At 75.4% G+C, this 21,980-nt stretch carries 20 protein-coding genes; 5 read left to right on the plus strand and 15 right to left on the minus strand.

The window, feature by feature from the left end:
- Positions 1–23 precede the first annotated feature (23 nt).
- Both OG689_RS10090 and OG689_RS10095 read right to left on the minus strand, forming a co-directional pair.
- Positions 24–680 carry a response regulator transcription factor gene (locus OG689_RS10090; RefSeq protein ID WP_266319516.1) on the minus strand — a complete coding sequence of 219 codons (657 nt, stop codon included), beginning with the start codon at positions 678–680 and terminating at the stop codon, positions 24–26.
- Complete coding sequence (locus OG689_RS10095) at positions 677–1,885, minus strand: histidine kinase (protein ID WP_266319517.1); 1,209 nt, start codon at positions 1,883–1,885, stop codon at positions 677–679. The genes OG689_RS10090 and OG689_RS10095 overlap by 4 nt, the downstream gene beginning before the upstream one ends.
- 136 nt (positions 1,886–2,021) lie before the next feature.
- Here OG689_RS10095 and OG689_RS10100 point away from each other — a divergent pair, with 136 nt between their 5' ends.
- The 3 genes from OG689_RS10100 (at position 2,022) to OG689_RS10110 (ending at position 4,560) form a co-directional block, all read left to right on the plus strand.
- Complete coding sequence (locus OG689_RS10100) at positions 2,022–2,936, plus strand: ATP-binding cassette domain-containing protein (protein WP_266319518.1); 915 nt, start codon at positions 2,022–2,024, stop codon at positions 2,934–2,936.
- Positions 2,933–3,733 carry a hypothetical protein gene (locus OG689_RS10105; RefSeq protein WP_266319520.1) on the plus strand — a complete coding sequence of 267 codons (801 nt, stop codon included), beginning with the start codon at positions 2,933–2,935 and terminating at the stop codon, positions 3,731–3,733. Before OG689_RS10100 ends, OG689_RS10105 begins: the two co-directional genes overlap by 4 nt.
- 77 nt (positions 3,734–3,810) lie before the next feature.
- Positions 3,811–4,560 (plus strand): hypothetical protein, encoded by a 750-nt coding sequence (locus OG689_RS10110; RefSeq protein ID WP_266319521.1) that lies wholly within the window; start codon positions 3,811–3,813, stop codon positions 4,558–4,560.
- Positions 4,561–4,969: 409 nt separating this feature from the next.
- On the opposite strand, the gene OG689_RS10115 is transcribed toward OG689_RS10110, so the two are convergent.
- The 10 genes from OG689_RS10115 to OG689_RS10160 all read right to left on the minus strand — a co-directional run bounded on the left by OG689_RS10115 (position 4,970) and on the right by OG689_RS10160 (position 17,783).
- The gene (locus OG689_RS10115) at positions 4,970–6,580 is read right to left on the minus strand and encodes a helix-turn-helix domain-containing protein (protein WP_266319523.1); all 1,611 of its coding nucleotides are present in this window, start codon (positions 6,578–6,580) and stop codon (positions 4,970–4,972) included.
- Positions 6,581–6,907: 327 nt separating this feature from the next.
- Complete coding sequence (locus OG689_RS10120; RefSeq protein WP_266319525.1) at positions 6,908–7,963, minus strand: ketoacyl-ACP synthase III family protein; 1,056 nt, start codon at positions 7,961–7,963, stop codon at positions 6,908–6,910.
- The gene (locus OG689_RS10125; RefSeq protein ID WP_266319526.1) at positions 7,960–8,928 is read right to left on the minus strand and encodes a hypothetical protein; all 969 of its coding nucleotides are present in this window, start codon (positions 8,926–8,928) and stop codon (positions 7,960–7,962) included. The genes OG689_RS10120 and OG689_RS10125 overlap by 4 nt, the downstream gene beginning before the upstream one ends.
- Positions 8,925–10,184, minus strand: a complete 1,260-nt coding sequence (locus tag OG689_RS10130) for a cytochrome P450 (RefSeq protein WP_266319527.1) — start codon at positions 10,182–10,184, stop codon at positions 8,925–8,927. Before OG689_RS10130 ends, OG689_RS10125 begins: the two co-directional genes overlap by 4 nt.
- Positions 10,181–13,129 carry a PEP/pyruvate-binding domain-containing protein gene (locus OG689_RS10135; protein ID WP_266319528.1) on the minus strand — a complete coding sequence of 983 codons (2,949 nt, stop codon included), beginning with the start codon at positions 13,127–13,129 and terminating at the stop codon, positions 10,181–10,183. Before OG689_RS10135 ends, OG689_RS10130 begins: the two co-directional genes overlap by 4 nt.
- On the minus strand, positions 13,122–13,814 hold the full coding sequence (locus tag OG689_RS10140; protein WP_266319529.1) for a nitroreductase family protein: 693 nt from the start codon (positions 13,812–13,814) through the stop codon (positions 13,122–13,124). The genes OG689_RS10135 and OG689_RS10140 overlap by 8 nt, the downstream gene beginning before the upstream one ends.
- Positions 13,811–14,479, minus strand: a complete 669-nt coding sequence (locus tag OG689_RS10145) for an isoprenylcysteine carboxylmethyltransferase family protein (RefSeq protein WP_266319530.1) — start codon at positions 14,477–14,479, stop codon at positions 13,811–13,813. Before OG689_RS10145 ends, OG689_RS10140 begins: the two co-directional genes overlap by 4 nt.
- Positions 14,476–15,276, minus strand: a complete 801-nt coding sequence (locus tag OG689_RS10150; RefSeq protein WP_266327001.1) for an AfsA-related hotdog domain-containing protein — start codon at positions 15,274–15,276, stop codon at positions 14,476–14,478. Before OG689_RS10150 ends, OG689_RS10145 begins: the two co-directional genes overlap by 4 nt.
- Positions 15,277–16,039: 763 nt before the next feature.
- Entirely contained in the window at positions 16,040–16,774 is a 735-nt protein-coding gene (locus tag OG689_RS10155) for a peptidyl-tRNA hydrolase (RefSeq protein ID WP_266319531.1), read from the minus strand.
- 79 nt (positions 16,775–16,853) lie between these two features.
- On the minus strand, positions 16,854–17,783 hold the full coding sequence (locus OG689_RS10160) for a hypothetical protein (RefSeq protein WP_266319533.1): 930 nt from the start codon (positions 17,781–17,783) through the stop codon (positions 16,854–16,856).
- Positions 17,784–17,885: 102 nt separating this feature from the next.
- Here OG689_RS10160 and OG689_RS10165 point away from each other — a divergent pair, with 102 nt between their 5' ends.
- Positions 17,886–18,257 carry a YbjQ family protein gene (locus tag OG689_RS10165; protein ID WP_266319534.1) on the plus strand — a complete coding sequence of 124 codons (372 nt, stop codon included), beginning with the start codon at positions 17,886–17,888 and terminating at the stop codon, positions 18,255–18,257.
- A gap of 52 nt (positions 18,258–18,309) precedes the next feature.
- Positions 18,310–19,506 carry an NAD(P)-binding domain-containing protein gene (locus OG689_RS10170; RefSeq protein WP_266319535.1) on the plus strand — a complete coding sequence of 399 codons (1,197 nt, stop codon included), beginning with the start codon at positions 18,310–18,312 and terminating at the stop codon, positions 19,504–19,506.
- On the opposite strand, the gene paaE is transcribed toward OG689_RS10170, so the two are convergent.
- From paaE to paaC, 3 genes are read right to left on the minus strand one after another with little or no spacing between them, the layout of a single operon-like run.
- On the minus strand, positions 19,494–20,558 hold the full coding sequence (paaE, locus tag OG689_RS10175; RefSeq protein ID WP_266319536.1) for a 1,2-phenylacetyl-CoA epoxidase subunit PaaE: 1,065 nt from the start codon (positions 20,556–20,558) through the stop codon (positions 19,494–19,496). The genes OG689_RS10170 and paaE overlap by 13 nt on opposite strands.
- On the minus strand, positions 20,559–21,050 hold the full coding sequence (gene paaD, locus OG689_RS10180) for a 1,2-phenylacetyl-CoA epoxidase subunit PaaD (RefSeq protein WP_266319537.1): 492 nt from the start codon (positions 21,048–21,050) through the stop codon (positions 20,559–20,561).
- Positions 21,044–21,961, minus strand: a complete 918-nt coding sequence (gene paaC / locus OG689_RS10185; RefSeq protein ID WP_266319538.1) for a 1,2-phenylacetyl-CoA epoxidase subunit PaaC — start codon at positions 21,959–21,961, stop codon at positions 21,044–21,046. The genes paaD and paaC overlap by 7 nt, the downstream gene beginning before the upstream one ends.
- Positions 21,962–21,980 lie beyond the last annotated feature (19 nt).

A 21,980-nucleotide genomic window follows, 5' to 3' on the forward strand; every position in this document is an offset into this window, starting at 1 on the left:
CCGGGAGGCCGGACCGCCCCCGGTCAGTCCCCGTCCGGCGAGACGAACCCGGACTCGTACGCGGCGATCACCGCCTGGGTGCGGTCCCGCGCACCCAACTTGCCCAGCACGCTGCTGACATGGGTCTTCACCGTCTGCACGCCGAGGAACAGCCGCTCGGCGATCTCGCCGTTGGAGAGCCCGCGCGCCACCAGGCGCAGGACTTCGGACTCCCGCTCGGTCAGCGCGGCGCGGGACATCGCCTCCCGGGCCGGGCGGTTGCCCTGGCCGGCCGCCAGCCGGCGGATCGCGGCCGGGAACAGCAACGACTCCCCCGCCGCCACCAGCCGTACCGCGTGCGCGATCTCGGCCGGACGGGAGCGCTTGAGCAGGAACCCGTCGGCGCCGGCCCGCAGCGCCTGGTACACGTAGTCGTCGTTCTCGAAGGTGGTGACCACCAGGATCTTCGGCGGCTCCGGGCAGCCCTCGATCAGGGTGCGGGTCGCGGTCAGCCCGTCCACCTCGGGCATCCGGACGTCCATCAGCACCACGTCGGGCCGCAACGTCCGCGCCAGGCCCAGGACCTGGCTGCCGTCGCCGGCCTCGCCGACCACCGTCAGGTCGCCCTGCGCCTCCAGCACGGCCCGCAGCCCGGCCCGGACCAGCTCCTCGTCGTCGACCAGCAGGATCTTGATCATCACGCCCCCAACCTCAGTGGCAGCCGCACCGCCAGCACCCACTCGTCGTCCTGCCGCGCGGCCGTCGCCTCCCCGCCCAGCAGGCTGGCCCGCTCCCGGATCCCGCGCAGCCCCTTGCCGCCGCTCGCCCGCGAACGGCCGCCGCCGTCGGTCGCGTTGACGCAGCGCAGCTCCAACCTGCCGTCCCGGACGGCGATCCGCACCGTGATCGGCTCACCCGGCGCGTGCCGCAGCAGGTTGGTGACGGCCTCCTGGACGATCCGGTAGGTCTCGCGCGACAGTACCCCGGGCAGCTGCCCCTGCGGGACGTCGATCCAGGCCTCGACCGAACTGCCGGCCGCCCGCGCCGCGTCGAAGAGCTGCGGCAGCTGCTCGATGCCGGGCTGCTCGGTGGCGGCGCCGCCCTGGGTGTCACGCAGCAGGACGAGGGTGCGCTCCAGGTCGTCCATCGCCCGCCGGCCGGTCTCCTCGATCACCTCCAGGGCCTTGGCGACGAACGCCGGATCGCCGACCTCACGGGCCGCCCCGGCCTGCAGCACGGTCACCGTCAGGGCGTGGCCGATCGAGTCGTGCAGCTCGCGGGCCAGCCGGTTGCGCTCCAGCAGCCGCTCGGCCCGCAGCTCGGCCTCGGCCAGCCGCTCGGTCGGCGACGGGCCCAGCAGCCTTACCGCCATGGTCAGTTGCAGCCGCCCGGCGAGCACCACCAGCCAGCCGGCGGCGAACAGCACCAGCGGGGCGAGCAGCGGGTACCAGAGGTCGCCGCCCACCGGCAGGGCGTGCCGGTACAGCACCAGCGGCTCCTGCCGGCCGGGGGCGCCGGCCAGCAGGACGGTCACCGTCAGCGTGTGCACGGTCAGCAGGCCGACCGCCATGCCGAGGGCCACCCGGGCGATCAGCCAGGCCGCGGTGCGACGCCGGTCGGCCCAGGTGCGGGAGCGCTCGACCCCGATGTCCTCCTCGCGGTCCGGCATCAGCAGCAGCCTGGCCTGGACGCCCTCGGCCCGCCGCATCGCCGGGACCAGCGCCGCCAGGGTGAGCAGCACGCTGTCGCAGAGCGCCGCGAGCGTCACCACCGGGAGCAGGCCGATGCCCTCCTCGATGCCCGGGTAGACCATCAGCACCACCCCGGCGAAGATCATGCCGATCAGCAGGTGGAACCACCGGGCGTAGGTGGCGGCGGCGAACAGCGGCGCGAGGATCCTGGGCACCCGGCCATCGTGCCAGGCCACGGCCGCCGCGGGCCTCCCTCCCGGGAGGGAGGCCGGTCCCCTCCCCGGCGGGATCCGCCGCCCGGGCCGCCTCGGGTCGAATGGAGCCTGTCACCAACGAGCAGGGGAGGCAGTCATGATCGAGGTCCAGGGCCTCAGCAAGGCGTACGGGGAGACCCTCGCCGTCGACGACCTCAGTTTCGGCGTCCGGCCCGGTGTGGTCACCGGGTTCCTCGGGCCCAACGGGGCCGGCAAGACCACCACCATGCGGATGCTCCTCGGCCTGGACCGCCCCACCGCGGGCCGGGCACTGATCGGCGGGCGGCCGTACGGCGAACTCGCGGACCCGCTGCACCAGGTCGGCGCGCTGCTGGACGCGCACGCCGTGCACGGCGGGCGCACCGCCCGGGGGCACCTGCGCTGGCTGGCCCACAGCAACGGCCTGCCGGACTCCCGGGTGGACGCGGTGCTCGACCAGGTCGGGCTGGCCGAGGTCGCCCGCAAGCGGATCAAGGGCTTCTCGCTGGGGATGCGCCAGCGGCTGGGTGTGGCCGGCGCCCTGCTCGGCGACCCGCCGGTGCTGCTGCTGGACGAGCCGGTCAACGGCCTCGACCCGGAGGGGATCCGCTGGATCCGCACCCTGCTGCGCGGCCTGGCCGCCGAGGGCCGGGCGGTGCTGGTCTCCTCGCACCTGATGACGGAGATGGCGCTGACCGCGGACCACCTGGTGGTGATCGGGCGCGGCCGGCTGCTCGCCGACGCGAGCACCGCGGAGTTCATCGACCGGCACGGCCGGACCCGGGTCCGGGTCCGCGCGGTCGATCCGGACAAGCTGTCCGCCCTGCTGCGCGGTCCCGGCGCCGGCCTCACCGCCGAGCCCGTCGAGGGCGGCGCCTGGGAGGTCACCGGCGCCGAGCCGGAGCGGATCGCCGCACTGGCCGCCGCGAACGGTGTGGTGCTGTACGAGATCGCGGTCCAGCGGGACTCGTTGGAGGAGGCTTTCATGCGGATGACCGCCGCCAGTGTCGAGTACCGGGCGGTGGCGGCATGACGACCACGGCATCCGGTAGCCGTCCGACCCTCGGCGGTCGGCCGGCGACCGCCCCCGCACAGCGCCTGAGCAGCGTCCTGCGCGCGGAGTGGACCAAGCTCACCACCCTGCGCTCGCTCTGGATCACCCCGCTGATCGGCGTGCTGATCACCGTCGGCATCGGCTACGCCGTGAACGACGCGTACGGCGCGACGGACTCCTCGCTCACCGAGGACCCGAGCGTCGGCATCTACTACGGCCTCAACTTCGGCCAGGTGGCGGCGGCCTGCTTCGGGATCCTGCTGATCGGCCAGGAGTACAACTCGGGCACCATCCGCAGCTCGCTCACGGCGGTGCCCGCCCGCGGCCGGCTGTTCGGCGCCAAGCTCCTGCTCGGCGGCGGGATCGGCCTGCTGGCGGGGCTGCTCTCGACCGCCGGGGCCTACCTCGCCGCCGGCGCCAACGTGAACCTCGCGCTTGACTCCCCGGCGACCGTCCGCAGCATCGTCGCCGGCGTGCTCTACCACCCGCTGCTGGTGATCGTCTGCCTCGGCGCCACCGCCATGCTGCGCAACCTGACGGCGGCGATGGGCCTGCTCTCCCCGCTGGTCTTCCTCGGCAGCACCGTGCTGGTCGCCGTCCCCGGGGTGAAGGAGGTGGCGCAGTTCCTGCCCGACCGGGCCGGCCAGTACGCGCTGCGCCACCAGGACACCGCCGGCATCCACTACGGGCACTGGACCGGCCTGCTGATCATGGCGCTCTGGGCCGCGGCGGCGGCGTACGGCGGGCTGCGCTCGCTGCGCCGGCACGACGCCTGACCCACCGGTGACCCACCGGCCCCGGCCACGAACCCCGGGGCCGGGTCCGACTGACGCCCGACACCCTGGGAGAGACCATGACGGTCACCGCCGGCACCGCACTGCGTGCCGAGTGGACGAAGATCACCACCCTGCGGACCACCTGGTCCGTCCCGCTGGCCGGCACCCTGCTCGGCATCCTGGCGAGCGCCCTGGTCTGCGCGCTGATCGGGGACGTCCAGGAGCTGCTCATCCAGGACCCGAGCGTCGGCATCCACTACGGCCTGGCGGTCTTCCAGACGACCTTCGTCTGCTTCGGGGTACTGCTGCTCGGGCAGGAGTTCAACTCCGGTTCGGTCCTCCCCGCCCTGCTGGCGGTGCCCCGCCGCGGCCTGCTGTACGGGAGCAAGCTCGCCGTCGGCGCCGGCTACGGGCTGGCCCTGGGGCTGCTGCTCTCGGCCGGCTCGTTCGCGGCGGCCCGGGCCACCCTGGACCACCCCGCCGGCTGGACCGACCCGGGCGTACCGCGCAGCCTGGCGGCCGCCGCGCTGTACCCGCCGCTGATGATCGTGCTCTGCCTGGGCGTCACCGCGATGCTCGGCAACCTGACGGCCGCGATGGGCCTGCTGGTCCCCACGCTGCTGGTCGGCACCACCCTGCTGGGCGCCGTCCCCGGGGTCCGCGAGCTCGTCCCGTTCCTGCCGGACAAGGCCGGCCAGTACGGCATCCGCTACGCCGGCGACCCGGACGTGCCCTTCCCGCACTGGACCGGAACGCTGCTGCTCGCCCTCTGGGCGGGCGCGGCGGCCTACGGCGGGCTGCGGCGGTTCCGCCGCTACGAAGGCTGAGTCGGGCGGGGCAGCGGAGCGACGGAGCGACGGGGCGCACAACTGCGGGGGGCTCGGGGGATTGCTCCCCCGAACCCCCGCCGTACTGCCCCTGCCGAGTCGGCCCCGCTGCACCCACGTGTGGCGCACCCCCGTTGCCGATCCCCCGTGGAACCCGCCAGGTCGCGCTGCGCGGGCCGTCGGCGCGGTCCCGGAGTCGTCCCCCGTCCCCGGGGCCGCGCGATGGCGGCCCGCCGGCCGCACCCCCATCCTGACCGGGACCGGCCGGCGACGAAAGCTTCGATCTGCACACCGGGGCGGCCGCGGCGTAACACCCCGCACAGTCACCGACCGGTCACCGTCCGGTCGCCGGCGCGGCGGCCGTCGCGAAGCCCGGCTCCTGCCCGGCGCTCCTCGCAGGCCGGGGGGGTCACGCCCCCGGTCGGCCGCCGCGGCTCCGGTCGGTGGAGGCCCCCGGGGGCCCGGCCAACGCACCGGCTCGTTCGGCCAGCCAGAGGTCGTACTTGACGCTCGGGGACTCGAGCAGCGAGCGCTGCAGCAGCTCCTCGATCCGCAGCAGCCGCTTGCGCAGAGCCGGGGCGCTGATGCCGAGCACCGCCGCCGCCGGGGCGACCCGGGCGTCCTGGGCCAGCCAGGCCCGGACGCTGGCGGTCGCGGTCGGCGGGCCTGCCACGTACAGCGGGCGCAGCAGGGCCTCGGCCCAGTGCGCGGTGGCCGGGGTGGCGAGCAGCAGGTCCAGACCGGCCGGACCGGCCGGCACGACGGACGCGGCCGGCACGACGGACGCGGCCGGGCCGGCGGGGAGCACGGGGACCGCCCGCAGCCGCAGCGCCAGCGAGGCGGTGGCCTGGCCGGGGAGCCGCTCCAGGTCCAGCCCGAGGAGTTCCTGGACCCGGTCGAGCCGGGCGGCGAGGGTGTTGCGGTGCACCTTGAGATGGCGCACGGCGGCGGTGCCGAAGGCCAGCCAGGAGGACAGGGTGCCCAGCAGCTCGGCCGCCCCCGGATCGGCCCGGCGGACCGGCGCGTACTCGGTGAGCGGGCGGAGCAGTTGCCGCGCCCAGCCGGCCCCGGCCGGCCCCAGCAGCGGCGCGAGCTCACCGTGCCCGTCGAAGACCGCCTGCCGGCCCGGCACCGACCGGGCCGCGGCCAGCGCGTGGAAGGCCTGCTCGTAGCCGAGCGCGGTCTCGCGCAGCGGGACGGCGCCGCTCACCCCGGTCGCGCAGTCGGCGGGGGCGGCCGGCTCTCCCCCGGCGCTCGACGCGAGGCCGGCCGGGGAGATCGCGATGAGGTGGCCGTGGTTGACCGGGCAGGGCACGATCCAGGACCGCTCGCCGGTGGCCGCGCCCCACTCGGCGGCGATCTCGGCCCGTCGCCCGACCGGCCCCTCCACCACCCGGACCCGGACCGGGTCCGGCAGTTCGGGCCCCAGCGCCGCCGCGATCCGGTGGGCCGCCGGCAGTTCACCGATCATCAGCAGGTGCAGGACCGCCTCGCGGCTGCCCGCGTCGGCCCGTTCGGACCGCTCGCGGTCGCGGGCGGCCGCCTCGACCTGCCGGCACAGCTCCACCAGCCGGGCGGCGTCGGCCAGCAGCCGCGGCAGGCCGCCCGGGCCGGCCCCGGGGCCGACCGCCGCCAGCACCGGGCGCGCCGGACCGCTGCCGGCCGCCACGAACCAGCCGGTCAGGCCCGCCCGGTCGATCCGCGCCGAGCCGGCGCCCTGTGCCCGCAGCAGCGCCACCCCCTCGGCGGCGAGCCCGGCGGGCCCGGCCTCCCGGGCCCCTCCGGCCGGTACCGCCCCGGCCGGGGCGGCCGCCCGGAGGACGGCGCCGTCGGCGTCCAGCAGCGCGGTCCACCGGCCGCCGCGCCGGGCCAGCCAGCCCAGCAGCGCGGCCGTGGCGCCCTGACCCACGGCCAGGCGGTGCATGGCCAGCAGGTGCTCCGCCCGGTCGCCGGGCACGGCGTGCCCGGAGGCGGCGTCGTCCCCCTCGGACGGCGGCCGCCGTTCCGTCAGTTCCGGCACCGGTGGTCCCCCTTGTCGGCCTGTGCCCGGTACGCCCGTGCGGCCGGGCCCCCTGAGCCCAGTAACGTACCGCCCGGCCCGGCCGGTCCGGGCGCCGGCCACCCCTCGGGCAGCGCCCGGTGGCCGGCAGGCCCTGCTCGGCGTCGACCGGCGTGCCGCACGCGATCGCGACCTTCGCCGGCCACCGCGACACCCCGCGACACCGTTCCACGCTCCAGGGACAGCAGGGACGGGACACCGATCGCCGGCGACTCGCAGCCCGGCGGGACATCCCGCCCCGCGACGCCCCGCGACGGGCGCGGCGCGGGGCGGGCGGGGCGGGGAGCGTCACCAGGTGGGGTGGTCCACGATCTCGACGACGGCGGCGGCGAGGGAGAGGCTGCCGCCGTTGCTCATCAGCAGGACGTGATCGCCCGGGCCGACGGTGCCGGTGTCCACCAGGTGGGCCAGGGAGAGGAACTGGTCGCAGGCGCCCAGGTGGCCGACGGTACGGCCGAGGTCGAGCATGCCGCGTTCGGGGGCGATGCCCAGCGGGCGCAGCAGGCCCTGCATGTACCGCAGGTTCCCGCTGAAGACGTGGGTGACCCGGGTGATGTCGGCGGAGGTGACGCCCGCCTCGTCGATCGCCTGCCGAGCGACGGCGGTGCGGGCCTCCATGAGTTCGCGGGCCATCGCCATGCGCAGGTCCCGGTCGGTCACCTGGTCCGCGTAGGCGCCCATCCGCAGGCCCAACGGGATCGAGGTACCGCCCGCGGCGCCCGGCGGGAACATCTCCTCCGTCCCCCGGTACAGCCGTTCCCAGGAGGAGAGCGAGGACTGGACGAGCGAGCGGATCCGCAGTGGACCGGCGGTGGCGGACAGCAGGACGGCGCAGCCGGAGTCGCCGAGGATCGATCCGCGCCCGGTGCTCCAGCCGTGGGCGTAGGTGAACCGGTCGACCGTCGGCGCGCCGAAGTTGTCCGCCGCCGACACGAGGACGGCGGACCCCTGCGGGGCGTGGACCAGGTGGTCGTGCGCCAGGCGGGTGCCGTCCAGCATCGCCGTGCAGCCCTGGTTCAGGCCGATCGCAGGCGCCGTCGTACCGAGGACCTGGTCCTGCACGTAGTTCGCGGCGAACCAGCCGTCCGGGCCCTGGTGGTAGATGCCCGCGTGCAGCACCAGGCGTACGTCCTCGGCCGTCAGGCCGGAGCGCTTGAGGGCGAGCCGGGCGGCCTCGGCGGCCAGTTCCGGCGCCGGGGTGTCGTCGGCCACCGACACACTGATCCAGCCGTCGTCCCGGGCCTGCTCCGCGCCGGATCGGCCGGCGGCGATCGCCTCGGCGATCGGCCACAGCCGGGGCAGGTGGGCGGCCAGGCCGGCGATGTACAGGTGGTCCGTCTTCATGAGGTGCTCCCCAGGCCGATCAGCAGATGGCAGACAAAGACGACCGGCAGATAGCCGGCCACCGCCGCGACGGGCCAGCGCGCCGCCCCGGCGCGGGTGAAGCCACGGGCCGCGAGGGCCGCGAGGACGGCCGGCAGCAGTGCCAGCCAGCCCCACCACCCGGCCGCCCCGCCCGCCCAGGGACGCAGCACCGCCAGCGACACCCCCGCGGAGGCGGCGGCGAAGACCAGCGCGAGCAGGATGGTCGCGCGCAGGCCGAAGACGCGTACGTAGGTGCGCTCGTCCGGGCCCGGCTCACGCACGATCTTGCGGGCGAGCTCGTGGTGGGTGGCCGCGAACATGATCACCAGCAGCAGCGGGACCACGTGCCGGCCCGCCCAGACGGAGCCGGTGTCCGCGCCGGTGTCGTGCAGGAAGACCGCGTACAGGTAGAGGTTGAGCAGGATCTGCACCGGGGAGCTCAACAGGACGCCGGTGACCACCGCGTCGCCGCGCGGCCACCCGAAGCGCAGCTCCGCGCCCACCAGCAGGGTGGTGTAGGCGAGTTGCGCGGCGAGCAGGAGCAGGGCGGCCCGGTTGCCCGCGTTGAGGAGCAGCAGCACCGCGGCGCCGGCGGCGGCGAGGACGTAGAGGTCGCGTGGCAGCACGGCGCCGCGGGCCAGCGGGCGGGCCGGGTTGTGGCGCCGGTCGTAGGGCAGGTCGCGCAAGTCGTCGGCGGCCCGCAGGAGCAGCAGGTCGACCAGGACGGTCACTGCCGCCACCACGGTGCCCCACCCGGGCCGCCAGTGCTCGGCGCGCCCGTCGGCCGCGGCGAACAGGCCGGTGGCACCGACCGCCCACACGGCGGCGAACACCAGCGAGAGCGGCAGCGGGAAGCTGCCGCGCACGAACGCGCCGAGGCGGGCGGCGAACGGACCGGGATCGATGGGGGCAGGGGCGGCCGGAAGGGCCTGATGGTGGGTCATGCCGGCTGCCTCGCGGTGGGTCCGGCCGACCCGGCGACGCTCCAGCGCACCGGGAGTCGCCAGACGCCGTTGATGAACATCGTCCGGCGCCATTCCAACTCGTCTTCGGGGAGGGCGAGTTCGAGCACGTCGAAGCGGCGTAGCAGCGCGTTGACGCCGATCTGCAGCTCGGCGCGGGCGAGTTCGGCGCCCAGGCAGAGGTGGCGTCCGTAGCCGAAGGCGAGGTGTGAGGCGACGTCCGGGCGATCGGGGTCGAAGGCGTCCGGGTCGGCGAAGACGGCCGGGTCGCGGTTGGCGGCGTCGGTGAGCGGCACCACGATCCGGCCGGCCGACACCGGGCAGCCGCCCAGCACGGTGTCCTCGGTCACCAGGTGGGGGGCGCCACCGGTGTTGTTGAGGGAGGTGAAGCGCAGCATCTCCTCGACCGCCGCCGGGGTGCGTCCGGGATGCTCGCGCAGGGTCTTGGCCAGGGTGGGGTGGCGCAGGAGCAGCAGCACGCACATGCCGAAGGAGTTGCCGGTGGTCTCGTAGCCGGCCATCAGCATGCCCGAGCCGAGGGCCACCACCTCCCGGTCGGACAGGCGCTGGCCGGGGTCGTCGTCGGGCCGGGTCGCCAGTTTGGTGAGCAGGTCCTCGGCAGGATTTCCGGCCTCGGCGGCACGCCGCTTGTCGGCGACGAGGGCGGTGAAGTAGTCGTCCGTCCGGGCCTGGGCGGCGGCGACCTCCTCCCCGGTGTGGCCGGAGGTGGACATGAGGATGTCGACCTCGGCGCGCAGCAGGGCGCTGTCGTCGAGCGGCACGCCGAGCACCTCGCAGATGACCTGCATCGGGAAGGGCACGGTGAAGCCGCCGACCAGGTCGGCCTCGCCGGCGGCGGCGCCGGCGGTCAGCTCGTCGAGCAGCTGCTCGGCGAGAGCCTCCAGGCGCGGGCGCAGCAGGCGTACCTGGCGCGCGGTGAACGCGGGGAGGATCGCGCGCCGGCGGCGGGTGTGGTCGGGCGCGTCGGCGGTGGCCAGCAGGACGGACTCGGTCCTGCGGGCGAACAGCGGGCGGGCGAGCTCGGTGTAGCCGGCGCGGCTGAACCGGTCGTCGCCCAGGACGGCGGTGACGTCCTCGTGCCGGGTGACCAGCAGGGCGGGCTGCCCGCTGGACAGTTGCACCGGGTGCGGGGTGCCGGCGCTCAGCACGTCGTGGTAGGTGTCCGGCGGGCGGACGTCACCGGCGGGAGGAAAGGGGAAGCGGGCCGGGTCGGTCATATCGTCTCGCCTTTCTCGGTGTTGACGGTCTTGGCGGTGTTGACGGCCTTGGCGGTGTCGGTGGTCGTGGCGGCCTCGGTGGTCGTGGCGGACGGGCGTGCGGGTGCGGCTTCGTCCGCGGCGACCTCGGCACCGGCGGCCTCGTCGGCGGTGGTGGCGGGCTCCGCGGGCTGCTCGGACGGCGGGAGCAGGCGCACGGTGCCGGCAGTGCCGTCGATCTCGATCCACGCGCCGTCGGGGATCGCGGTGGTGGCCCCCGGGACGGCGACCACGGTCGGCACGCCGAGCAGACGGCCGGTGATCGCGGTGTGGGACAGCAGGGTGCCGCGTTCGACGACCATGCCCGTGGCGGACATCATGAGGAACAGCCAGCCCGGGTCGGTCTCCCGGGCGACGAGGATCCGCCCGGCGGCCAGGTCGGGGTCGGTGGACGGGTCGAGCACCACCTTGGCCCGGCCGCGGACCACCCCGCCGCTGGAGCCGATGCCGCGCAGCACGTCGTCGCTCGCGGCGCCGACCGCGCCGACCGCGACCGCCTGGGGCAGGGCCCGGGCGAGCGGCAGACCGGCGGTGGTGCCCAGCAGGGCGGGACGCTGCGGGTTCGTCGCCCACCGCTCGCGCTGGGTGCGGCGCAGCGCGACCAGAGCGCGCAGATCGGTGACGGTGCCGGTCCCGTCGAAGGCGCCGACGACCTCCTCGACGGTCAGGTCGGCCACGTCGAGCCGGTCGTCCAACACACCGGCGCGGGCGAGTTCCGCGCCCAGCTTCCACATCACGTCGCGGGACAGGCCGAACAGCTGGGTGCGGCAGAACCGGGTGTCCTCGCGGATCCGGGCGAGGTCCCGGGCCAGGGAGGCGACGCCGAGCAGGACGGCACGCTGCGCCGGGTTCGGGCACACCTCGCGCAGCCGCTCGCGGGCGCGCCGGGCGGCGGCCTGCTCGTCGGCGCGGTTGGCCGCGACGGTCGCTCCCTGGCGCACCAGCGGGCGGATCAGGGCGAGCACGGTCCACGGGCGCTGGCGGGGAGTGGCTTCCTCCAGCTTGAGGTCGTGCAGCGCGCGGTCGCCGTAGCGGGCGACGTAGCCGCGGGCGGCGTCGGCGACGGCCACGCCGTGCCGGCCGGAGACGATCTGCTGCCACAGCTGCTCGGGGTCGCTCCGGTCTTCGAGCATGGCGGAGCGCAACTCGGGTACGGCGCCGACGAGTTCGGCCAGACCCATGGCCGCGCGGACCGCTTCCAGGGAGCGGTTCTCCCGCCCGCCGCCCATCAGTCCGACCAGCACCTGCGGGCCCTCGCCGGTCCAGCGGCGCAGCAGGGTGCTGCCCGCGCCGAGCACGACCAGGGCGATGAACGAGTTGACCAGGGTCACGCCCCAGCGCTCGCCGGCGCGCTCCCACAGCCGCCGGTAGAAGGCGATCAGCTCCTCGGGCGAGTCGCCGACGGTCTCCGCCTCGGCCATCTGCTGGTCCCACCAGCGCAGGAAGCTCTTCACCTGCCACGGGTGCAGCACAGTGCGCCAGGCCAGCCCGGGCAGGGCGCGGGCGACCGCCGCCGCGCCCCAGCGGCGCTCACCGCGGGCGGGGCCGGTGATGCCCATGGCCTGTTCCCAGCCGCGGCGCACCAGTTCGAACATCGGCATCTGCCCGTGCAGGGCGTGCCAGTCCTCCAGCCGGTAGTAGACCTGACCCTCCAGGTAGCCGACCATCCGGGCGAGCCGGTGCGCGTTGTCCCGGACCCAGGACTCGGGCACGCCCATCCGCCGGTAGAGGTCGGTGAAGGAGCGGCGGTAGAACTCCCGGGACTGGGAGAAGGTGAGCGCGCCCGAGACGCCGGGGAAGCTCTCGGTGATGTTGTGGTTGCCCCAGTGGACGCGGGCGGGCCCGTCCCCCGCCGGGTCCGCGCCCGTGACACCGGCGGCGACGTCGGCGGTGGGCGCGGGCGGAGCGAGGACCATCGGGCGGGCCTGCAGCAGGTGGACGACCCCGTCCTCGGTGAGGGCGCCCTCGATGTCCTGCGGGACGCCGAAGAACTCCTCCACCCGGGCGGCCAACTCCCCCACCGCGCGCACCTGCTCGTCGTCGAGGACCGGCAGGTCGGCCAGCTCCTCGGCCACCGGCAACAGGACCGGCGCGCCGGAGGCAGCGCCCTCGGGCAGGCCCGTCGACCACCGCTTGTGCACGGTCCGCGCGCTCACCTCGCCGGTGGCCGGGTCGTGGAAGAAGTGGTCGATGTCCGCCCTTTCCTGGACGACGCCCTCACCGATGCCGTACGCGGCCGCGACCACCCGGCGCGGCGAGCCGTCCCGGGGGTCGCGGGTGAACGCCACGAACGAGCGGGTGCCGAGCACCATCCGCTGCACGCCGACCGCGACCCGGGCGCGGAGCGGGTCCAGTCCGCGCAGGATGCGGTAGCGCACCGCCTGCGGGTTGAACGCCGAGGCCCAGCAGCGGACCACCGCGTCGGCAAGGCCGTCCTCGTCGATGTACAGGAAGCTGTCGCTCATGCCCGCGAACGGGTCGACGGCGCTGTCCTCCCCCACCGCCTCGTCCTGCGGCCCGTCCCCGGCAGGGGTGTCCGGCCCGGCCACGGGGACGACGCAGGCTCGCACCGCGACCAGGCCGTCCGGCCCGGCCAGCGCGGCGAACTCCTTGCAGACACGTTCCGCCAGCTCGGCGGGCAGGCTCGACGCGGTCAGCGCCGCCCGGGCCGCCGCACACCAGGCCTCCACCGCCTCCCGCCCGGCGTCGTCCGCCGGCAGCGGCGGCAGCTCGGGGCGCAGCGCGTCCAGGGCCTCGTCGAAGGCGGCGGCGGGCAGGCAGAAGAACTCCGGCACCCGGAACCCGGCCCGCCGCAGCACCTCCTGACGGGCGAACTTGTTCCCGACCCGCGCGGCGTCCGCCAGCACGTCCCCGTCGGTCTCCGTGGTCACCACGAGCTCAGTCATCCGACCCACCGCCCCATGCCCCGCCGCCCCAGCCGTCCAGGTGCAGCACACTGTCCACCGGCCGGCGCGGTGCCGGTCCGAATCCGTCCCCCAGCACGTGCGCGGTGGGGATCAGCGCCCCCTGGCGCACGTCGCGCGGCAGTCCGAGGATGTCGGCGATCTCCTCCTCCGCGTCCAGGTGCACCGTCGTCCACGCCGTCCCGAGCCCGCGGGCGCGGGCGGCGAGCATGTAGCTCCAGGCGGCCGGCAGCAGCGACCCCCACACACCCGCCTGGCTGCCCGTCGGCAGTGGCCGTCCGCCGAGTTCCAGACACGGGATCACCAGGACCGGCACCTCGTTCAGGTGTTCCGCCAGGTGCCGGCCCCCGTCCAGCATCCGGTCGGACACCGCGCCGCCGGCCGCCTCCGCGGCGGAGGCGGCCGGCGGGTAGCGGACCTCGAAGACCCGCCGGTAGACCTCCGCGATCTGCTTGCGCAGGCCCGCGTCGGCCACCACCAGCCAGTGCCAGCGCTGCGTGTTGCCGCCGTTGGGCGCCTGCAAGGCGATCTCCACGCACTCGCGCACCAGCGCGACGTCCACCGGACGCGTCAGGTCCAGCCGCAGGCGCACCGAGCGGGTGGTCGTCAACAGCTCGTCCGGGGTCAGCGGCACCGTGACCCGCACCGAGCGGGCGGGAGCGCTCACCACAGTCCCGGCACGAGGCGGGCGTGGTCGGCCGCGTAGTCGCGGTAACCGGGGATGTTCATCAGCATGCGCTCCTCGGTGCGGATCCGGAAGGTGATCGCGGCGGCCAGCACGATCAGCAGCGCCAGGCTCAGCGGGTTCAGGAAGAAGCCGACGAAGCCGATGTGCGCCGACAGCATGCCCGCGTAGGCGGGGTGCCGGATGAAGCGGTAGACGCCCCAGGTGACGACCTGGTGGTCGGTCTGCCGCGTGACGTGGTGGGAGTAGAACCGTCCCAGCGTGCGGATCGCGACCTGGCGCAGCACGACCCCGCCGGCGAACACCGCCGCCGGGACCAGCAGCAGCGGCGACCAGGCGTCCCAAGGCAGCGGGCCGAGCACGGCCGCGGACACGGTCGCGATCCGGGCCGCCGCGTAGAGCAGCAGCGTCGCCGACTCGCGGGGCGCGGCGCCGGAGGTCCGGAAGGTCACCGGGATCTCGACCGCCAGCCACCCCAGGTAGCAGGCCGCCAGGACGGCGGCGACCAGGTCCACCGGCTCGTCGGCGTGCCGCAGGTGGATCACCAGCCCGGCGCCGGTCGCGAGCACCGCGACGACGAACAGCAGCCGCGGTGCCCGCGCCGCCCAGGACGAGCCGGTGCCCGCCGCCTGTTCCACCGTACTCACTTGGCTGCCCTCCGCTTCAGGTAACCGGCGCGGCTGAGGGTGTGGACCTCGATCTCGCACCGTCCGAGCCGCTCGCCGCTCTCCGCGTCCACCACCGCGAACCGGTACGGGTATCGCGCGCCGCGCGCCGGTGCGAACTCCCACCGCAACTCCAGGGGCACCGCCACCGGCAGGCCGGTCGGCAGGTCCGCTTCCAGCGACAGCCAGAGCATCTGCGCGTCCGCGTCCCGGCCGTGGGCCGTGTGGCCCAACATCGTCGCCAGCTGACGGGCCGACTCGATCAGCGCACCCGGGGTGTGCACCCCTGCGCCCGCCAGCCGGTGTCCCGGCGGCGGCACGAGCACGGACGCCCGTTCGGTCCGCACCGCACTGCTCACCAGGACGTTCTCCGGCCGGTGCCGGTGCACCAGCGCCGGGTCCGCCGGGGCCTCGGCCCCGCGCGCGGCGCCGGACATCGCGGCCTGGGCGGAGCCGGCCGACCCGGCGGGTCCGGCGGGAGCGCCGATGCCCACGGTCGCCCGGCAGACGGTCGCGCCGTCCTGGACCGCGGTCAGCTGCCACGTGGGCCCGTCGCCGGCCGCGACCGGTTCACCGCGCAGCCACACCGGCTGGCCCAGCTCGCACATCCGGTCGAAGGTCAGCGACAGCCGTAACCGGCCGCCCGCCGCGTCCACCCGCCCCGGTTCCCGCGCCCGGACCAGGTCCAGCACGCCGGCCACCAGCACGATCCCCGGCACGTGGTCGAGCGGGTGGTCGAAGAAGCAGTGGTCCCCCTTGTCCACCACCACGGGAACCATCACACCCAGGCCGTCGGATAAGTCCGGCAGACCGTCATTTTCGTGGACGGCGTTCCCAAAGCCGCCCCCCTGGAACTCTTCTGACGGGCGGACGGCAACTGATGATGCCTCAGTTGCGTACGATGCTCCTTGTGCTAACACTGTCATGAGGATCGAGGAAATCATCGATCACCAGTCCGAGCAACCCGCTCCTGCCAATACCTCCGAAGCCCGGTACCGCCGACCCGAAACACACCCCTGATTGACCAGAAACCCCATTGCCCGCTCCGCTTGCACCGGCCGGGGGCGACCCTTGAGGTCGACGGGTGGGCGGGGCCGCGTCGTGGCGTCGTCGACGTCGTCGGCTGCGTCGTGAGCCGAACGCTCCGGCCACGGCGGGACGGCGGATCAACGACGGTGAGCGGGAGTTGGCGATACGACACCGGCTGGTCGCCTTCGGCCCGGCGGGGTCGGCCGGCCCCTTCACACCGCGGGCTTGTCCGGGTACTTCGCGACCGACGACCGGCCGGTCCCGCTGCAGGCGGGCATGACCGGGCGGGCCCCGGCGGCCTGCACCACGTGCCGAGGATCCCCACCACATGGTGCGGGCCGCGCTGTTGGAGAACCGGGCGAAAGGCGGCGGCGTCGCCGGGTCCGGCGTCGGCCAAGGCGGGCGGGACGTGGACCCTGACCGGCGTCGCTCCGAGGGACCCGCCACCGGGTCGACCTGACCAGGCCTACCAGGCTGCCGGCTCGGAGTCGGAGTCGGAGTCGGAGGGTGTGACTACGGGCGTCGTAGGCGCGGGAGCGGGCAGTAGCGCTCGCCGCCTTCCACCGCAACAGTCGGCCCGGGGGCGATCTCGGTGAACCCCGCGTCATGCACGATCGGCAGCCCACTGGCCGTCAGCTCGGCCCAGGCCTCGGGCGTCGCCGTCCGGACGGCGAGGGCGAAGCCCGCCCCGGCCCATTCCTTGCGTCGGGCCTCGTCCAGGCGCCACCAGGCGAGCTGGGCGGCGTGGCCGGTCTGGGCCATGGTCTTGCCGGCGCTCATCTCCAGCTCCGGGTTGAGCCAGAGCACGGGCAGGCCGGGCTCGGGGGCGGCCGGCGGCGTGGTCTCCTCCAGGTCGGTGCCGGAGACCTGGAGCTTGGCCAGTTCCTTGGGCCAGCCGTCCAGCGGGACCGGCGGGAAGACCCGGACCTCGGCCTCGACGCCGGTCACGGTGATGCCCGGCAGCTCGCCGGCCTTGCGCCACTCACCGCCCCGGGCCCGGCGGACCACCTTGCGGATCCGGGCGTCGGTCCAGGCGGTGACCAGAGCGGCCCACTCGCCGTCCGGGTCGGTCGCCCGGGGGTCGTCCAGCAGCGTCAGCACGGCGCGGGCCGAGGTCTCCAGCGCGTCGGTGCGGCCGGGCGGTCCGGTCCGCTCCATCCGGACGACGAGCGGCAGCACGTACTGGGGGTTGGCGTCGCGCCCGGCGGGTGCGTCGTCGGGGCTGGGGGCGTCGAACGGTGTGGTCACCCGTCAAGGATGCCAGCCGCCGCCGGCGCCCCCGCCGCCCGGCCCGGGCCCTCGCCGCCCGGGCCGGACCGGGCCGCCGTCAGCGCCGGTACCCGCGCTGCGGGTCCCGCTCCTCGGCGTCCTCGTACGGCAGGAACCAGCCCTCGGGGTGGGTGGCGGCGATCAGTTCCTCGGTGCGGCTCGCGGTGTCCGCCTCCGGGTCGCCGTCCTCGGGGCCGTAGACGCCGAACAGCTCGTCCAGGCAGCCGTCCCAGTCGTAGTCGTAGAGGTCGGCGGGCAGGTCGCCCATCATGTCGGCGACGGACTCCGGTTGGGCGCCCAGCAGGTTGCGGGCGTCGGCCAGCGCCATCCGCAGGGCGATGTCCTCGGCCGGGCAGCGCGGCAGCGGCCACTCGCCGAGGGCCAGGTCGTCGGCGAGGTCGTCGAAGGCGCGGGCCATCGAGCGGCGCCAGCCGCGGTGCAGGCCCCAGGTGCGGGTGGGCAGGCGGCCGAGCACCGCCCACTCGTGCTCCTCGCTCTCCTGCACGGGCTCGCCCTCGTGCTCCTCCAGATCGTCGTAGGCCGCGTCGGCCAGGCCGAGGAGTTGGGCGTGCAGGAGGCAGGCGGTGCGGGGGGTGAGGGTCCAGTCGCCGACGCCGCCGCTGCCCTCCTCGTCGCCGTCGAGCGGGAAGAGCTCGGCGAAGTCGGGCGCGAAGTCCTCGGTGACGCTGATCTCCAGGGTGCCGCCGAGCGCGTCGACGCCCGGCATGGCGGCGACCAGACGGTCCGGGTGCAGCAGCACGCCGAGGGCGGCGTTCGGGTCCTCGGACACCTCCCGCAGCAGTTCACGGCGCTGCCCGGCCGGGTCGACGCCCTCGAAGTCCAGGTCCTCGACCGCCGCTCTGGCGGCGGCACGCAGCGCGGGCCAGTCGGTGATGCGCAGGCCCAGCACCACCGTCGCCTCGATTTCCCGCGCGCCGGAGTCCTCCGTGGCGCCCTGCCCCTGCGGATGATCGCTTCGCTCGCCCATGCGCCTACGGTACGGCTTTTCCGGCGCCCGATCACCGGTCTGGCCCACCTTCTCGGCCCTGCCTCCGCCGAGGGGGCCGGGTGGCGCGCGCAGGATGGGCCCATGAGCAACCTTGACGAGTTCGGCGGCGGGCAGGGACAGAACGCCCAGGTGATGGTGGTGACCACGAACGATGTGCCGGGTTTCCGGGTCGACCATGTGATCGGCGAGGTCTTCGGGCTGACGGTCCGCAGCCGGCACGTCGGCAGCCAGATCGGCGCCTCGCTGAAGTCCCTGGTGGGCGGTGAGCTGAAGGGACTGACCAAGACCCTGGTGCAGAGCCGCAACGAGGCGATGGAGCGGCTGGTCGCGCAGACCCAGGCGCGCGGCGGCAACGCGGTGCTGATGATGCGCTTCGACGTCTCGGAGGCCGCCGACGTGGGCACCGAGGTCTGCGCGTACGGCACGGCAGCGGTGATCTCGCCGCTGACCTGAGCACCGGGCCGGCCGGATCCGGCGGGAACAGGCCCGCCGGATCCGATGTTTCATGGGCGTGACTGTTTACGGGGCAACTAAAGCGGGCGTCGCGGGCACCGGTACGCGTGACGTCGACGTCGTCGTGATCGGCGCCGGCCAGGCGGGCCTGTCCGCCGCCTACCACCTGCGCCGGCGCGGCTTCGCGCCGGTCACGGCCCGCCCCGGCGAGCTCCCCGCCGACGCCACGGACGACGCCGTGCAGGGCGCCGCGGACGGCGGCGGCTTCGTGGTGCTGGACGCCGACGAGGCACCGGGCGGCGCCTGGGCGCACCGCTCCCCCTCGCTGCGGATGGCCACCGTGCACGGCTTCCACGACCTCCCCGACTTCGAGCTGCCCCCGCCCGACCCGGCCGCCCCGGCGCGCGAGGTGGTGCCGGGTTACTTCACGGCGTACGAGGCTCGGCACGCGCTGCCGGTTGTGCGCCCGGTGAGAGTCGCCGCCGTCCGCACGCTGCCCGACTCCCGACTGCTGGTGGAGACCGACGCCGGCCGCTGGACCGCCCGGGCGCTGATCAACGCGACCGGCACCTGGACCAGGCCCTTCCTGCCCCACTACCCCGGCCGGTTCGCCGGGCGGCAGCTGCACTACGCCGACTACCGGGGGGCCGCGGAGTTCGCCGGGGGCAGGGTGCTGGTGGTGGGCGGCGGCGCGTCCGCGATCCAGGTGCTCTCGGAGGTCGCGGCGGTCGCCGAGACGGTCTGGGTGACCCGCACCCCGCCGGTCCACCGCGACGGCCCGTTCAGCCCGGAGGCCGGGCGGGCGGCGGTGGCGATGGTGGAGGAGCGGGTCCGGCAGGGGCTGCCGGTGCGCAGCGTGGTCAGCGTGACCGGGCTCGGCCCGTCCGTCGCGTACCGCCGGGCCCGGGAGCTGGGCGCGCTGGAGCGCCGGCCGATGTTCGACCGGCTGACCGAGCACGGCGTCGCCTGGGGCGAGGAGGAGCTGGCGGTGGACGCGATCGTCTGGGCCACCGGGTTCCGGCCCGAGCTCGGGCACCTGGCGCCGCTGGGGCTGCGCGGCCCGGGCGGCGGCATCCGGATGGACGGCACCCGGGCCGCCGCCGACCCCCGGATCCACCTGGTCGGCTACGGGCCCTCGGCCAGCACCGTCGGCGCCAACCGGGCCGGGCGGGCGGCCGTCAACGGGATCGTCCGGCTGCTCGGCGACCCGGCCCGGCGCCCGGCCGCCGTGCCGGCTCAGCGGTCGTAGTCGACCGTCACCCGGTCCGTCACCGGCCTGGCCTGGCAGGTCAGCACGTAGCCCTCGGCCAGCTCCTTCTCCTCCAGCGCGAAGTTGCGCCGCATCTCGACCTCGCCCTCGGTCACCAGGGCGCGGCAGGTGCCGCAGACACCGCCCTTGCAGGCGAACGGCAGGTCCGGCCGGGAGCGCTGGGCGCCGTCCAGGATCGAGCGGTCGCGCGGCAGCGCCAGGGTGCTGCCGCGGCCGTCGAGCACCACGGTGACCTCGCTCGACGCGCCGTCGACCGCCGCCTCGGGCCGGTCCGCGACGGGCTCGTCGTCCGCGTGGAACAGCTCCTGGTGCACCCGCTCGGCCGGCACGCCCAATCCGGCCAGCAGCTCCTTGGCCCCGGTCACCATGCCGAACGGGCCGCAGAGCCACCAGTGGTCCACCTCGGGGACGTCGACCAGGGCGTTCAGCAGCGCGCCGACCCGCTCGGGGTCCAGCCGGCCGGTGAGCAGCTCGGCGTCGCGGGTCTCCCGGGAGAGCACGTGCAGCAGCTGGAAGCGGCCGAGGTAGCGGTCCTTGAGGTCGGCCAGCTCGTCGGCGAACATCACCGTGTCGCTCCGCCGGTTCCCGTAGAGGAGGGTCACCTGGGACGTCCGGTCGGCGGCCAGCACCGAGCCGGCGATCGACAGCATCGGGGTGATGCCGGAGCCGGCCGCGACCAGCACGTGCTCGCCGGGGATGTCGGTCTCCGGGCTGAACAGCCCGCCCGGCGGCAGCACCTCGATCTCGTCGCCCGCCCGGGCCTCGCGGACCAGCCGGCGGGAGAACAGCCCGCCCGGCACCTCGCGGACGGCGATCCGCAGCGGGCCGCCGGCGGGGGCGCAGATCGAGTACGAGCGGCGCTCGTCGACACCGTTCAGCACCAGGCGCAGCGTCAGCGTCTGGCCGGGGCGGAACGCGAACTCCTCGGCCAGCGCCTCCGGGACGTCGAAGGTGACCGCCACGGCGTCCTCGCAGAGCCGCTCCACCAGGGCGATCCGCAGCGGGTGGAAGACCGGTCGGCGGACGGTCATTCAGATCTCCTTGATGCGTTCGAAGGGCTCACGGCAGCCACGGCAGCGCCAGAGCGCCTTGCAGGCCGTGGATCCGAAGCGGGACAGCTCCTCGGTGTCGGTGCCGCCGCACTGCGGGCAGGCGACCACCCGGTGCCGGGTCGGTCCGAGCCGCAGCAGCGGCGGGCCGGCCGGCCCCGGCGGGGCGATCCCGGCCTCGGCGAGCTTGCGGCGGCCGTCCTCGGTGATCCGGTCGGTGGACCACGGCGGGTCCAGCCGCAGCCGGACCCGGACGTCCGGGTAGCCGGCCGCCCGCAGCCGGGAGTCCACGTCGGCGGCCATCTCGGCGATCGCCGGGCAGCCCGAGTAGGTCGGGGTCAGCCAGGCCGTGACGGCCCCGCCGTCGGTCTCCACCCCGGCCAGCACGCCCAGCTCGGCCAGCGTCAGCATCGGCAGCTCGGGATCGGGGACGGCCGCGGCGACGTCCCAGGCGGCGGCCGCGGTCGTCACCATGTCGCACCCGGATTCGCCCTGGCCACCACCTGGAACTCGGCGAGCAACGGCCCGAGGGCCTCGGTGTGCACACCGTCCCGCCCGGCCCGCCCGCCGACGAAGGCCAGCGGCCGGGCCCCGGGCACGGTGAGGCCGGCCTCGGCGAGCACCGCGGCGAGCGTACGCAACACCGGCTCCCGCAGCGCGGCCGGGTCGGCACCGATCCGCAGCTCCACCGCGTGCGGGGTGAAGAGCTCGTCCAGCAGCGGCCAGACCGCGTCCAGGCCGGCCTGCATCCGGGCCGCCGAGTACGAGGTGCCGTCGCCGAGCCGCAGCGTCCAGGCGGTGGCGTACTCCTGGTGGTAGGCCAGCTCCAGCACCCCGCGGGCCGCCACCGCGGCGAGCACCGGGTCCGGGTGGCCGGCCAGCAGCTGGTACAGCGCGCCGCGGGCGGTGGCGAAGAGCAGCAGCCGGGCGACCGAGTGGGCGAAGTCGCCGTTCGGGGCCTCGACCAGGCGGACGTTGCGGAACTCGTGCTCCTCCCGCCAGTACGCCAGCTCGTCCTCGCCGCGGCCGGTGCCGTCGGCCTGGCCGGCCCGGGTGAGCAGCAGCCGGGCCTGGCCGAGCAGGTCGAGGCCGAGGTTGGCCAGCGCCACCTCCTCCTCCAGCTCCGGCGCCCGGGTGCACCACTCGGTCAGCCGCTGGGCCAGCACCAGCGCGTCGTCACCGAGCATCAGGCAGTACGCGGCGAGGTCGGCGCCGTCCAGGCCCGCCGGCACGGTGGTGTCCACGCCCAGCAGCGGGTCCGAGAAGCCGGTTCCGTACGCCCAGCGGGCCTCGCCGTCGGGCTCCGGACCGGCCTCGCTGAGGGCCAGGTAGACGTGGTCGTCGCCGGCCCCGTGGTGGCCGGGCATCGCGTGCTGGTCGGTCATCGCGTGGTCCGTTCCCGTC

This window comes from Kitasatospora sp. NBC_00240, assembly GCF_026342405.1.
Lineage (GTDB): Bacteria > Actinomycetota > Actinomycetes > Streptomycetales > Streptomycetaceae > Kitasatospora.